12 protein-coding genes are annotated in these 14,550 nt (G+C 39.6%); 9 read left to right on the top strand and 3 right to left on the bottom strand.

All coding sequences use genetic code 11. The features are described 5' to 3' along the window. Positions 1 to 22: 22 nt before the first annotated feature. The gene (locus AAH582_RS08150; protein ID WP_046675638.1) at positions 23 to 1,414 is read left to right on the top strand and encodes an arginine decarboxylase; all 1,392 of its coding nucleotides are present in this window, start codon (positions 23 to 25) and stop codon (positions 1,412 to 1,414) included. A gap of 507 nt (positions 1,415 to 1,921) precedes the next feature. On the opposite strand, the gene AAH582_RS08145 is transcribed toward AAH582_RS08150, so the two are convergent. Then, positions 1,922 to 2,428, bottom strand: a complete 507-nt coding sequence (locus tag AAH582_RS08145) for a thioredoxin family protein (RefSeq protein WP_343321780.1) — start codon at positions 2,426 to 2,428, stop codon at positions 1,922 to 1,924. Between the two features lie 95 nt (positions 2,429 to 2,523). Between AAH582_RS08145 and AAH582_RS08140 the strand changes: the two genes are divergently transcribed. The 4 genes from AAH582_RS08140 to AAH582_RS08125 all read left to right on the top strand — a co-directional run bounded on the left by AAH582_RS08140 (position 2,524) and on the right by AAH582_RS08125 (position 6,740). Further along, a complete protein-coding gene (locus AAH582_RS08140) occupies positions 2,524 to 2,658 on the top strand; it encodes a hypothetical protein (protein ID WP_343321779.1) in 135 nt (44 codons plus the stop codon). A gap of 219 nt (positions 2,659 to 2,877) precedes the next feature. Then, on the top strand, positions 2,878 to 4,455 hold the full coding sequence (locus AAH582_RS08135; protein ID WP_343321778.1) for a glycerol-3-phosphate dehydrogenase/oxidase: 1,578 nt from the start codon (positions 2,878 to 2,880) through the stop codon (positions 4,453 to 4,455). Positions 4,456 to 4,490: 35 nt separating this feature from the next. Then, positions 4,491 to 5,990: a glycerol kinase GlpK gene (gene glpK / locus AAH582_RS08130; protein WP_343321777.1), complete on the top strand. Its 1,500-nt coding sequence runs from the start codon at positions 4,491 to 4,493 to the stop codon at positions 5,988 to 5,990. A gap of 9 nt (positions 5,991 to 5,999) precedes the next feature. Beyond that, complete coding sequence (locus tag AAH582_RS08125) at positions 6,000 to 6,740, top strand: MIP/aquaporin family protein (protein WP_343321776.1); 741 nt, start codon at positions 6,000 to 6,002, stop codon at positions 6,738 to 6,740. 63 nt (positions 6,741 to 6,803) lie between these two features. Here AAH582_RS08125 and AAH582_RS08120 read toward each other — a convergent pair whose 3' ends face one another. Both AAH582_RS08120 and AAH582_RS08115 read right to left on the bottom strand, forming a co-directional pair. Next, the gene (locus AAH582_RS08120) at positions 6,804 to 7,763 is read right to left on the bottom strand and encodes a GNAT family N-acetyltransferase (RefSeq protein WP_046671934.1); all 960 of its coding nucleotides are present in this window, start codon (positions 7,761 to 7,763) and stop codon (positions 6,804 to 6,806) included. 5 nt (positions 7,764 to 7,768) lie between these two features. Continuing rightward, the gene (locus AAH582_RS08115; RefSeq protein ID WP_046671933.1) at positions 7,769 to 8,602 is read right to left on the bottom strand and encodes a 1-acyl-sn-glycerol-3-phosphate acyltransferase; all 834 of its coding nucleotides are present in this window, start codon (positions 8,600 to 8,602) and stop codon (positions 7,769 to 7,771) included. A gap of 254 nt (positions 8,603 to 8,856) precedes the next feature. Between AAH582_RS08115 and AAH582_RS08110 the strand changes: the two genes are divergently transcribed. The 4 genes from AAH582_RS08110 to bamA all read left to right on the top strand — a co-directional run bounded on the left by AAH582_RS08110 (position 8,857) and on the right by bamA (position 14,155). Beyond that, complete coding sequence (locus AAH582_RS08110; RefSeq protein WP_046671932.1) at positions 8,857 to 9,519, top strand: CBS domain-containing protein; 663 nt, start codon at positions 8,857 to 8,859, stop codon at positions 9,517 to 9,519. Between the two features lie 46 nt (positions 9,520 to 9,565). After that, positions 9,566 to 10,450 (top strand): NAD kinase, encoded by an 885-nt coding sequence (locus AAH582_RS08105; protein WP_046671931.1) that lies wholly within the window; start codon positions 9,566 to 9,568, stop codon positions 10,448 to 10,450. A gap of 289 nt (positions 10,451 to 10,739) precedes the next feature. Beyond that, a complete protein-coding gene (locus AAH582_RS08100; RefSeq protein WP_046671941.1) occupies positions 10,740 to 11,477 on the top strand; it encodes an isoprenyl transferase in 738 nt (245 codons plus the stop codon). A gap of 113 nt (positions 11,478 to 11,590) precedes the next feature. After that, positions 11,591 to 14,155, top strand: coding sequence for an outer membrane protein assembly factor BamA (gene bamA, locus AAH582_RS08095; RefSeq protein ID WP_046671929.1), 2,565 nt, complete (start codon positions 11,591 to 11,593; stop codon positions 14,153 to 14,155). Positions 14,156 to 14,550 lie beyond the last annotated feature (395 nt).

Here is a 14,550-nt window from a genome sequence, read left to right as displayed (position 1 = left end):
ATCTTTGCAAAAATAATAAAAAATGCAGAGCTATCAGGAATTTCTTGACTTAAGTGTTGGTTTTCCGCAAGACGGATTCGAAATCATCGACGACGAATTGTATTTCCACGATTTGAATTTAATGGAAATGATAGAAACGTACGGTACGCCGTTACGTTTTACCTATTTGCCTATCGTCAGCAAAAAAATTCAGCAAGCGAAAATCCTCTTTCAGACCGCAATTCTGAAACACAACTATCGCGGATCTTACAAATATTGTTATTGTACCAAGTCATCCCATTTCAAGCACATCGTAGAGGAAGCTTTGAAAAATGATATCCACCTGGAAACTTCATCTGCATTTGATATGCCGATGATCGATTCATTGGAAAGACAGGGCACAGTAACAAAAGACATTACAGTGATCTGTAACGGGTTCAAAACCTACCAGTACAAACAATATATTGTTGATATGATCCACGACGGATATAAAAACATTATACCGGTACTGGATAACAAAGAGGAATTTAACCTTTATGATGATGAAATCGAATTGGATGAGCCTTGTGCTTTAGGTATCCGCGTTGCTTCCGAAGAGCAACCAGATTCTCAATTTTATACCTCTCGCCTAGGGATTCGCCAGGAAGACGTCGTTGAATTCTATAACAACAAGATTGCCGACAATCCAAACTTTAAAGTAAAGTTACTCCACTTTTTCATTAATTCAGGTATCTCGGACACTCCGTATTACTGGAACGAATTAGAGAAATACGTTACTTTATATTGTAAATTTAAGAAAGTAAACCCGGATTTAGATACCCTAGATATCGGTGGTGGCATGCCATTTAAGGATTCACTGGTACACGACTTTGACTACGAATATATGGTCAACGAGATTGTCAACCGTATCAAACAAATCTGTGCTCACCATGAGGTAATGGAACCAGATATTATTACCGAATTTGGCAAATACACCGTTGCTGAAGCATCAGGTATCCTCTATAAAGTTTTGGGCCGCAAGCAACAAAACGATCGCGAACGTTGGTTTATGATTGATGGTTCATTCATTACAAATTTGCCGGATGTATGGGCATTGAATCAAAAATACATTCTATTGCCGATCAATAACTGGGATTCAGAATACGAACGCGTCAATTTAGGTGGCATCACATGCGATGGACAGGATTATTACAATCAGGAGGCACACATGAACTCGGTATTTATGCCTAAGACCCGTAAGGTACAGTACTTGGGATTCTTTCATACCGGAGCATATCAAGATGTATTAAGCGGATATGGAGGCATCCACCACTGCTTACTTCCTTCACCCAAACATGTGCTTGTACGCCGCAATAGAGATGAAACATTCAACTACGAGGTTTTCGGTGAGGAGCAAAACTCCAAACAAGTAATGAAATTGTTAGGCTACCAATAAGATATTCTATCAAGAGTAAGCACGCTCGTCATTGGGGGATCAAAACAATATCCTCGTAAAAAAGAGCTATTTTAAGCCAAAATAAAAGGTCTCGTTTCTTAGGAACGAGACCTTTTATTTTCAGCCTATCCGCCATTATTTACAATTGGGCGTAAATTAAAGGCAAAATCACAGACAAAGACAATAGCATAAAGGAGATTACCTAAACGATGCTGGACATGGCCGCGGCAGCTGGCTTTTATTCATATTGTGTTCGTACCTGCTTCGGACCACGTTCGGAGCTGCCCAATTCCGTTACGACTGTTGACCTAGTAGTGTACAGACTTTTCCTGTTTGGAGACTGGACAATATCTGTACAACATCTGTACAAGATCTATTGATGATCCGAAGCAGGTACGAAGCAAGTACGAAGAAAAGGTACTAATCTTTCAGACTGTATCGTTGTTTAGGAAAGGATTGCTGGGTATTTTCCTTTAGCGCGACTAGAAATGCCAAAGTCGATAATTGCTATTTTGCAACCCAGGCGTTAAAGAAATTAAGCACTTTTTCTTCATCATAGCCCTTTCCTTTTTCCAGACTGCCACTCTCCTGTACATGCAATGTCTTTCCATTTCTATCCAAAATAATAAAAAATGGATAACCTAGTTTATTGCCTTCAGGGGCATACTTTTGAAACACAGCTTCATTTTTATTTTCTTTTGAATAATTGAGGTGATAATAGAGGAAATGACTCTTTAACAACTTGTCGACACTTGCTGTTTTATGAATATAGTCATTAAATCTTAAACACCAGACACACCAATTCCCACCGGCTTGAATGACGATGTTTTTCTTTTCTTTCTTTGCTTGAACCAATAGTTGATCAATATCATTCTGTGCATTGGCATCTGGATTGTAAGGCTTCGAAAGATCCTGAGCTGTAGCAAGCTGCTGTGAGAACGCTTTGGACTGTACGAGTACCGTCCCCAAAAACACAATAGCTCCACACAGTAATAATCTTATATTTCTCATCATAAATAAATTAAATACTGATCTAAAATTACAAAATCATTTTCCCAAACCAAAACATAAGCAGCACATAATCGTTAAACATGATATAGCTATTGACCATGAAAAAAAACACCCAGGACTACAACGGACCGTATTTCAGCGGATTCCTAAAAATGCGATTAAGCCCGATATACATGACCTTAGGTGATCAGCATAGGGGTGTTATTCAACATATCACCATTGGGGAGAAGTAAAAAGGCAACCTATTGATACGCGGTTCAGGTCGCTGATAAAAACAAGAAAGACTTCCTTTTACTAAAATAAAAACAAAACAAAACAAAAACAAACACCTTATCTTAACATAAATATTATTTAATTTCCTTTAAAATTCAACAAATATAGCATAACTTAGTGTAAAGGAAGTAGTAAAAGAAGCACAGAAGATTCACTACAAAAATCCAAAACGAAACAAAATGAAACACCAAGAATTCAACAGGTCAAAACTGATAGAAAAAATAAGAGATACGAGTACGTGGGATGTTATCGTCATAGGCGGCGGTGCCAGCGGATTAGGTGTTGCATTAGATGCGTTAAGCCGAGGGTTCAAAACAATTTTATTGGAGCAGGTTGATTTTGCAAAAGGCACTTCAAGCAAAGCAACAAAGCTTGTTCACGGTGGTGTACGCTACTTGGCTCAGGGCGACATCGCCTTGGTTAAAGAAGCGCTTCACGAAAGAGGTTTACTTCAAAAAAATGCCCCACACCTTGTTAAAAATCAATCGTTTATCATTCCAAACTACAGCTGGTTCGATGGCCCATTCTATACCATTGGAATGAAAATATATGACCTGCTTGCAGGTAAATTAAGTTTAGGAAAGTCTATTCATATCAATAAAGAAGAAACGCTGAATCGCATAAGCACTGTACGACCCAAAGGGTTATATGGAGGCGTGGTTTATCAAGACGGACAATTTGACGACTCCAGACTTGCGCTCAACGTTGCGCAGACCTGTATACAAATGGGCGGTGTCGCCCTAAATTATGTAAGGGTCAATAACCTCAGCAAAGACAGCGATGGACGAATAAACGGTGTCATCGCCAATGATACCGAAACTGGTGAAGTTTTCACCATACAAGGCAAAGCTGTTATCAATGCTACAGGAATATTTGTCGATGATATCTTAAAAATGGATAGACCGGAAGCCAAACAAATGGTACGCCCCAGCCAGGGGGTTCACCTGGTATTTGACAAATCGTTTCTCCCGGGCGACGATGCCATTATGATTCCAAAAACGGATGATGGACGGGTCCTTTTTCTGGTACCTTGGCATAATCGAGTCATTGTGGGAACAACGGATACACCGATAGACGAGCATAGCCTTGAACCGGTAGCTTTGGAGCAGGAGATCGATTTTATTCTGAAAACGGCGGGACGTTACTTGACAAAACAACCAACCAGAGCGGATGCATTGGCCGTATTCGCTGGCCTCCGACCACTGGCAGCCCCTACCGGTAACTCAAACAAGACCAAAGAGATCTCGCGAAGCCACAAGGTTATTGTTAGCGACTCCAAATTACTGACTTTAACTGGCGGAAAGTGGACAACATTCCGTCGAATGGGCCAAGATACCCTAGACAAAGCAATAAAAATTGGCTGTTTACCACAAAAAGAAAGCCGGTCTGCCGCACAAAAGATCTATAGCGCCATTCCAACGTCCGACAGAAGCAGCCATATGTATATTTATGGTGCGGACCAAGAAGCCATCAACGCGTTGGCTCAGGAAAATCCTCAATGGGACGAAAAATTAATCCCACATCTTGAGTTCAAAAAGGCCGAAGTTGTTTGGGCAGCACGCAATGAACTTGCCAGGACTGTGGAAGATGTGCTATCCCGTCGGGTACGGATGCTATTTCTCGACGCAAAAGCCGCAATTGAAGCTGCTCCCGAAGTGGCAAAAATACTCGCACAAGAGCTGAATAAGGATGAAGATTGGCAAAATGACCAAATAGTGCATTTTCAAAACGTTGCAAAAAATTATATCTTAAAGTAATACAAAAATAACCAGCAATACTCAATTACTCAATTATGGAACAACAATACATCTTGGCAATGGATCAAGGTACCACCAGCTCCAGAGCTATCATTTTTGATAAAGACAGAAATATAGTCTCCATTGCCCAGAAGGAATTTACGCAAATATTCCCACAACCGGGATGGGTTGAACACGATCCACATGAAATCTGGTCAACACAGGCAGGTGTCACTGCAGAAGCAACCACAAAAGCAGGATTAAACGGCAAAAATATTGCCGCCATTGGCATTACCAACCAACGTGAAACAGTGGTCGTTTGGGACAAAGAAACAGGAAAACCCATCTACAATGCCATCGTTTGGCAAGATAAACGCACAGCCGATTACTGCGACGAGTTACGTCGCTCCGGAAAACATGAGATGATCCAGGAAAAAACAGGCCTAATATTAGATCCTTACTTTTCTGCAACCAAAATAAAATGGATTCTGGATAACGTGGAAGGTGCCCGGGAAAAAGCACAAAACGGGGAATTAATCTGTGGAACTATTGACACTTGGCTCGTCTGGAACCTCACCCGTGGCGATGCTCACATTACGGATGTAACAAACGCTTCCCGCACCTTACTCTTTAATATTCATAACATGGAATGGGATAAGGAGCTACTCGAATTATTTGACATCCCCGCCGCCATGCTGCCCGAAGTAAAAGAAAGCAGTGAAATATATGGCGAATCACGGACAACCATTTTTGCACACAAAGTCAAGATAGCTGGAATTGCTGGCGACCAGCAGGCGGCACTGTTCGGACAGCAATGTATTGAAAAGGGAATGGTCAAAAACACGTACGGCACAGGATGTTTTATGTTAATGAACATCGGCGATAAACCAATCCGTTCAAAGAACAACCTTTTAACGACTGTCGCCTGGAAAATCAACGGGAAAACAGAATATGCCTTGGAGGGAAGCATATTTATCGGCGGGGCATTGGTCCAATGGCTACGCGACAACCTCAACATTATCTACAAATCGGCAGACGTAGAACAATTAGCGCTGACAGAAAAAGATAATGGCGGTGTCACATTTATCCCTACATTTGCCGGACTGGGGGCTCCATACTGGAACGCTCGTGCACAAGGCACACTATTTGGCCTTACGCGTGCAACAACCAATGGCCACATTGCACGCGCCTCCTTAGAGGCAATTTCCCTGCAGACACGCGATGTGCTGCAAGCCATGGAAGCCGATAGTGGCATACCGATCAAAGAATTGCGTGTAGACGGCGGTGCAACAGCAAATAATCTACTCATGCAGATTCAGGCCAATGTACTAAACAGCAAAGTTGTACGCCCCAAAATTACCGAAACTACAGCTTTGGGGGCAGCATACCTCGCAGGATTGGCTGTGGGATTCTGGAAAAATGAAGACGAGATATCAAAGTTTTGGGCACAGGATCGTATATTTGAACCTGAAGCAGAGCAAGAAGAGCAAACAAAAAAGATCATTAAACTCTGGACCAAGGGAGTCAAAGCATTACAGTACTGGACCGAAAACTAACCAACAAGCATGAACCATTATTTAGCAGAATTTATCGGCACAACCCTTCTCCTTCTTTTAGGCAATGGGGTTGTGGCCAACGTTATCTTAAAAGGAACAAAGGGAGAAAATGGAGGATGGATTGTAATCACCACCGCATGGGCACTTGCAGTCTATGTAGGAGTTGTATTTGCCGGCCCCTACACCGGAGCCCACCTCAATCCTGCGGTAACCATTGCCGTCGCCCTCAATCATGGCCTCCCTTGGATGGAAGTACCCGGCTATATTCTCGCACAGATCGCCGGTGGTTTCTGCGGTGCAATGTTAACCTACATCATGCACAAAGACCATTTCGATGCAACAGCAGACCCAACGACCAAACTTGGTGTTTTCGCCACTATACCCAACATCCGAAATACATCAACAAATCTGGCAAGTGAAATTATCGGAACCTTTGTGTTGATTTTTGTAATTTTCTTCATAACAGGTCAAGATGTTACCATCGATGGAAAAACAGCTCCCATTGGCATGGGCTCCCTTGGTGCGATACCCGTTGCATTTCTGGTGTGGGCCATCGGTCTCTCACTCGGTGGGACTACGGGATATGCCATCAATCCTGCCCGGGATTTTGGCCCGCGCTTATTTCATGCGCTTTGGCCAATCAAAGGAAAAGGTAGCTCCGACTGGTCTTATGCCTGGATTCCAATCCTAGGACCGATCTTGGGCGCCATTTTAGCCTTTGCACTGTATATCTGTATAAAACCGGCCTAATCAAGGTCGCGCTGCACGAACAAAATAAAAGGGGATTCAAAAATTGAATCCCCTTTTATTTTGTTATCCACGCTTGGGTTTTCTATGACCGTATTCACGATCCCGATCAAATGTATTCATGTGACGTTCCTTTTTCACAGGATATACATCATCAATTACAATCAGTATACCTTTTTCCTCTACCGTACCAAACTCATCATTACGTGCAGTACCAAATGATTTCATCGTAGGCGAAAGGTTCATATAGGTATTGATCAGCGGCGGAATATTCTCTCCCAATGCTCTCACGTGGCTATTTAACACCTTATATCCTTCTTTATAATCCAGCCCATCAAATACGCCGACAAATCGATCGTAATCATTTTTGATTTCCAATTCCGGAAGAGGAAGAACCAATTTGTCGTGATCAGGAAAATAATAGTCCATAAAATAAAGCAACATATCCCGTGCATCTTTATTATAATGTGGATACATGGTCACTTTACCAAAGAGGTATTTAATTTCAGGGTTAAGCATCACCAAAGCTCCTAAACCGTCCCAAAGATTGTCCAATGAAAAAATTCCTTTTCTATTGTCGATGGCTGGTTGGTACTTAGGTTGTACAAACGACCGTCCCAACTCTATGGTGTAAGGTAGATATTCATTCGTAAATAATTCGGAAAACTGAAAATAATGTGCTGTTGATAAATTGGGTATACCATTTACTTCACCAGCCTCAGCACATTTGATTACCCTATAACCGGCAACCACCTCTTCATCTTCGGGATTCCATGCGATCAACTGATCGTAACAATCTTCGCATGTATCATTTTCATCGATATCAATTGAAAGTCCTGTACCTCCCCCTGCGCCACGAAAAGTCAACTCCCGCAAACGCCCAATTTCACGCATGACATTTGGCGAATTATGATAGTTGATTAAGTATATCTCGTTATTTCCATTGTTGGTATATCGTAAGAAGACTTCTTTATTCAATTCGGTCTTCAATAATTCTCTATCAACTGGAGGTATAATTTCTTGCATAAATTCTATTTTTCTTGAGCCAATCCATAAACCCTTCTTTTCACTTCCTCAGCCCAAGTTTTTTCGTTTTTTGATTGATCAAACGCTGTATAAGGGATTCTTTCTCCTACTATAATATTGACGGTATGTCCGCGTTGAGCAAACATTTCATCAGGTAAATATAACATTTCAATGTTTACCTTGAGACCCAATTTCTGTCTAAGCCTTGCAAAATTATAAAAAAACTTAGAGTTTTTACCGTCAATCAACACCGGAATGACATCTTTTTTATATTTTTTTGCTTTGCTAATAAAACTTTTTTTCCATTCGAGATCTTCTATACGACCATCGTTCTGTTTTCTGGAAACCAAACCTGCAGGGAATACCAATAGCGCATCATCTGCACCATAAGCCTCCTCAATCGCAGAAATGGCCTGTTTCCCTTGCCCCCCCAACTTATTTACACCGACAAACAAAGGCCGCAAATTACCTATATTTAGAAGAATATCATTAACTAAAAACTTCACATCGCGTCTATATTTACCTATAGCGTGCATAAATGCAATACCATCCAATCCGCCCAAAGGATGATTGGACGCGAAAATAACCGGATCCGATACTGGAATATTTTCTGCCCCATACAAATTGACCTTGACATCCAAATCGTTGATCAATGCATCAACAAAATCCAGGCCCTGAAGATCTGCAAAGCGCGTCATGATATCATTTATCTCATCTTCATGAATTGTCCTTTTTAAATAATTAAGTAAAAAAGACGGAATCCATTTAGCAAGGCCCGCATTTTTTTTGTGAATAACTTCACGTATATCAATAAACTTTTTACTCTCGCTTGTGATCATCAATCTTACTGTTCCAATTAAAAATACTTCACCTCCGTTTAAGCCCAGTTTTTAGGCCTATTCCAATTCGTTGACAAAAATAATAACAGAATGGTAATAAAAGTACAATTTTAAAGTTTAAAATTGCACTTATTTGCAATAATGTAGTCTTTCTCGGTGCGCCCTATTTTGGGTATAACAAGCAATCAACGAATTAAGCATAAATCTGATCCTGTAAAATTTCTTTTCACCTAGTTTTTTTATTAAGTTTGAGTATGCTAATAAGTCAATTTCTTTCAAATGCTGATTTCAGTATTCAAAATGCTGATTCAATACAACAGGCGCTAGAGAAGCTGCAAGATATGCTTTGTAAAGAATTAGTCGTTTTAAATGGTGACGACTATATTGGCCTGGTTAATGAAACCATCTTATTGGATGCGGAAGATGAAGATGCTCCCCTTTCTTCCATAAAAATAAATACGGCCCCTATACAGCTGAAGTTCAATCAACACCCCTATGATGCCCTGGTGATGATAACGGTATATAATAGCACAATCATTCCTATTTTAGATCAAGACAACAAATATATTGGTGTGTCAACGCAATTGGATATATTAAAGGCAATAAGTTCAATTCAATCACAAAACGAATCTGGAGCTATTATCGTGTTGGCAACTGGCCTACACGATTTTTCACTTTCACAGATTGCTCATCTAGTTGAAAGTGACAATTGCAGAATCCTCAATTGCGCAACCAAAATAAATTTGGAAAGTGACAATATTGAAGTTACCCTTAAAGTCGACAAGTCAAACATCAACGCCTTACTGAATTCATTCCTAAGACACAACTATTTAATTCTTGAAACCCATAATACCATAGCTGCATTTGACGACACTGCCGACCGTTATCAGCAGCTTATGAATTATATTAACATTTGATTAGGATTAGTTTTTTCTCATCTTTGCCCCATAAATTGAAAACAATATGAGAATCGCAATATATGGAAGAGAGTTTCAGCCCTCTGTTATACCACATGTGAAACACTTATTTGAATATCTTGTCGATAAAAATATGGAGATCTGGGTATATAATCCATTTCATGAGTTTCTGCAATCACAATTTGAATGCGCCTTTAACTTCTCAACATACGATTCCTATCAAGAAATCAAAGATCATATTGACATCATGTTGAGTTTGGGCGGAGATGGAACCATGTTATCTGCTGTTTCCCTGATTAAAGATTCCGGAATTCCAATTGCAGGAATAAACTTTGGACGCCTCGGCTTTTTAGCTTCCATCAATAAAAATGATTTTGAGGATGCCATCGACGATATACTGAACCAGCGTTTTACGATACAGAAACGCGTGCTGCTTTCCGTAGAATCTGAACAGTTAAATTTGTTTGAAGGCAATCATTACGCGCTCAATGACATTACCGTTTTTCGTTACGACAGCTCGGCCATGATTACGGTCAATGCACGCATCAATGGCGAACTCCTGAATTCATACTGGGCAGATGGACTAATTATCGCTACACCTACCGGATCCACAGCCTATTCGTTGAGTTGCGGCGGACCTATTATTATGCCGGAAAGTGGCAATTTTGTCATTACCCCCATCTCTCCGCATAACCTCAATGTAAGACCCATTGTCATCTCGAATCAGTTTACCCTTGAATTGGAAATAGAGAGTCGTAGCAATCAATACATCCTAAGCTGTGATTCCAAAAACGAGTCCATTGATACATCGGTAAAATTAACCATTAAACAGGCTCCGTTTACTATTAATCTCATTAGACTCCCCCATGAAAGCTTTTTCAGCACACTGCGTGAAAAATTACTTTGGGGCATCGATGTCAGAAATTATTAGGCTATCGATTCGCTTCGCACAAGCTCGCTTGGTATGAAGAGAAACACACAAAACAATCTTTCTACATATTGTCCTTCTAAATTTCCAATTAAAAATCGATATTTGGAAGAAATAAAGAAAGACGGAATAAGAACATCCAAAATAGAAATCCAAGTGCGATAATTAATCAATGAAAAGTACGTTAAACAAACAATAATCATTGATAGCAATACAGGAAACCAAAAGTAGGTTTTAAAACGCCAAAATAGCATTGATGCCTAAGGTGTTCATTTTATTGAAAACAGCAAAAATGAGTTTTTTAGATCAGATAGATAGTATTAAATTGCCACAGCATATAGCCATCATCATGGATGGCAATGGCCGTTGGGCAAAACAGAAAGGAAAACTTCGTGTATTTGGGCATCAAAACGGTGTAAAAGCGGTACGAGAAGCATTAGAAGGATGTGTAAAAGCAAATATTAAATTTCTGACACTTTATGCATTTTCTGCAGAAAACTGGAATAGGCCGAAGCTCGAGGTAATGGCACTCATGGAGCTATTGGTTACTTCCCTTAAAAAAGAAATCAAAACTTTTCAGGAGAATGGCGTCCGTTTGAATGTCATTGGTGATATCACCAAACTACCTTCAAATGCACAAAAGAAGCTACAGGAAACCATAGAAGCAACGAAAGAAAATACACACTGTACATTGACATTAGCGTTGAGTTACAGTTCCCGACAAGAAATTGTAGATGCCGCCCGGAATCTAGCCCAACAAGTAAAAGACGGAAAACTCCATGCGGAAGAAATCAACGATGAGTTATTCGCTGCAAACCTCTATACACAAAACCTACCCGATCCTGATCTTCTGATACGTACTAGCGGGGAATTGAGAATAAGCAACTTCCTACTCTGGCAAATTGCCTATTCAGAATTATGCTTCCTTGATAAGATGTGGCCTGAGTTTACGAAAGAAGATTTATTTAAATCCATCGTCGATTACCAGCAACGCGAAAGAAGGTTTGGAAAAACAAGTGAACAGTTATAAAGATTTTATTAAATTTGACCACTGATTTGAATAAAAGCAAGCTGGTTAAATTTTCTTAATTAACAAAAATTAACAAACGATTGGTGTACTTTAGCGCCAATAATTATAGATAAATGAAGCGTATACTACCCGTAATACTATTTTTTGGCCTCTCATCAATGCAGCTTGTCTACGGACAGGACAAAGGTGCGTTCAATTTAAATGACCCAGAAAAAATCAGCTATCTCAATCCTAAAAACTATGTAATTAGCGCTATTGATATAACTGGAACACAATTTTTGGATAAAAATGTATTAATTACAATATCTAAATTGTCAGTAGGTCAATATTTGGAAGTTCCAAGTGAGGCAACTGCAAAAGTAGTAAAGGATATGATGGCTCAAGGCCTCTTTGATGATGTCGAATTATGGGCAGATAAAATTGAAGGTGAAAATATATTTTTGACCATCCGTGTAGTAGAACGTCCTCGTTTAACGCGTATTGATATTAATGGTCTAAGTAAAAGTCAGACCGAAGAAGTTCGCAAACGTTTAAATAGCAACACCGGTAAAATTGTCAACGAAAACTTGATGAACACCACACGTGCTACGATTCAACGGTTCTTAAAAGAAAAAGCTTTTTTATATCCGGAGATCACACTAAAAACAGTGAAAGATTCGGCACAGGCCAATAATGAAATACTTATTGCCGATGTAGATAAAAAACATAAGGTAAGAGTCAAAAAAATGACGTTTACAGGGAATGAACATTTTTCTCAACAAGAACTGAGAAAAATGGCCAAGCCCATCAAGCAAAAAATGTGGTACCGTATTTTCGGTCCTGGAAAATTCAAGGAAGAAAAATACAAAGAAGGTAAAGAAAACCTAATCAAGAAAATGGCCGCCAAAGGATATCGTGATGCCACGATCTTGAAAGATACCGTTATTCGCGATGGTGAAAAAAATGTGCTGGTTAATTTTGACATCTATGAAGGTCCTAAATATTATGTAGGTAATATTGTTTGGACAGGTAATGCCAAATATTCGGATACTTTACTGAATAAAATTTTAGGTATCAAACGTGGTGATGTCTTTTCGGAAGAAAAATTAACGGCAAAATTGATGGGTCCTACAAAAAACAGTGATGACATCTCTTCAATCTATATGAACGATGGTTATCTTACGTTTTCGGTAGACCCTGAGCAAACACGTATTTACAACGATACCATCGATTTGAATTTACGTGTATATGAAGGTGCTCAATATACCATCAATAACGTTATTGTTAAAGGTAATGACGTAACCAACGACCGTGTTGTATTGCGTTCTATTTATACAAAACCAGGTCAAAAATTCTCAAAAGAACAAATTATGCGCAGTGTGCGTGAAATTGCGCAGCTGGGAAATTTTGATGAACAAAAAACAAACCCCGTACCGACAAATTTAAATTATGCGGATGGTACAGTAGACATTGTTTATAATGTTACTGAAAAACCTTCGGATCAGGTAGAGCTTTCGGGTGGTTATGGTGCAGGTCAGATTATCGGTACCTTAGGTTTAACATTCAACAACTTCTCCACCAGCAATTTCTTTGACAAAAGTTCCTGGAAACCACTACCACGTGGAGATGGACAGAAGTTGAGTGTGCGTGGTCAAACTTCGGGTAAACGGTATCAATCGTATAGCTTCTCCTTCTCCGAGCCTTGGCTGGGTGGTAAAAAACCAATTTATTTTGGTTTGAGTGCCTATACTTCGAGTTCATCGTATGGTGGCTTTAACTACTATACAGGCGAGCAAATTGTTAAGGATTCCGAGTTGAACCGTATTTGGATGACGGGTATTACCGCAACTTTAGGTAAACGCTTACAATGGCCAGATAACTGGTTCCAGGCGAATACATCCTTGTCATTCCAACGTTATAAGCTTCAGAACTATGGAAATTACTTCCTATTTGATAATGGTACGGCCTATAACATCAACTTGACGCAAGAGTTTAGCCGTAATTCGATCGATGCGCCGATCTATCCTACTTCAGGTTCAAACATCAAGTTCTCGGTGCAATTGACGCCTCCATATTCATTGTTCAACAACATTGATTATAAAAATGGTTCACCGCAAGAACGCTACCGTTGGACAGAGTATCACAAATGGAAATTTGACTCACAATGGTATGCAAAAATCGTTGGTAAACTTGTTTTCAAAGCTCAAGCTCAATTTGGTTTCTTGGGTAAATACTCCAACAAAACTGAAATATCGACTTTTGAGCGTTTCAAAGTCGGTGGGGATGGTATGCAAGGGTTTGATTACCTACAGGGATCTGAGATTGTTGCATTACGTGGTTATGCAAATGGTGTAATCATTCCTGAAGGAACACAAAATGTGAATGTGGCACGAAATTCAGGTAGTCCGATCTATACGAAATATCAAATGGAATTGCGTCACCCGGTTATGTTAAATGATCAGGCAACAGTTTACGTATTAGCTTTTGCTGAAGCGGCCAATACCTGGAACAAGTTCACTGAATACAATCCATTTAAAGTACGTCGTTCTGCAGGTGTTGGTGCCCGTATCTTCTTACCAATTTTTGGTATGCTAGGAATAGATTACGGTCATGCATTTGACCCTATCCCGGGTTTACCAAGCAGTACATGGAAACAAAACTTTACGTTTAGTATTATGCAAAATATGGGTGGATTCTAACCGCTCTTGATCCCAGTCCATGGGTATAAATTCATAAAAAAGCTATCGCATACAATTGCAGATAGCTTTTTTTATTTTAAAACAATTTAGGCTTTCATAGGCTATCCGATTTTATATATCCTATCAGATAAAATCTACAGCAAAATCTTCTAAATTTTCTTATATTGAGCGCTGTTATGACCACCGAAAAAGACAGCCATAGACATGCTCAGGGAAGCCTTATAAAGGGATTCGACAACAAGTTAAATAGTGTTAAACCCGAGAAATATCTAGTAGATTGCTTCTTTTTTCTTATTTTTGAGCCGTAAATTTACTTAAAGCGGTTTTACCAGATTAAACTTTTGGGTTTATATCATGTCATAAGGTAAATTAGTGTTAAATAATAAAAAGTATAG

It is taken from the genome of Sphingobacterium multivorum (genome assembly GCF_039511225.1).
In the GTDB taxonomy this organism is placed as follows: domain Bacteria; phylum Bacteroidota; class Bacteroidia; order Sphingobacteriales; family Sphingobacteriaceae; genus Sphingobacterium.
The sequence above is the reverse complement of the archived record's forward strand: the minus strand, read 5'-3'. Positions and strand labels throughout refer to the sequence as shown.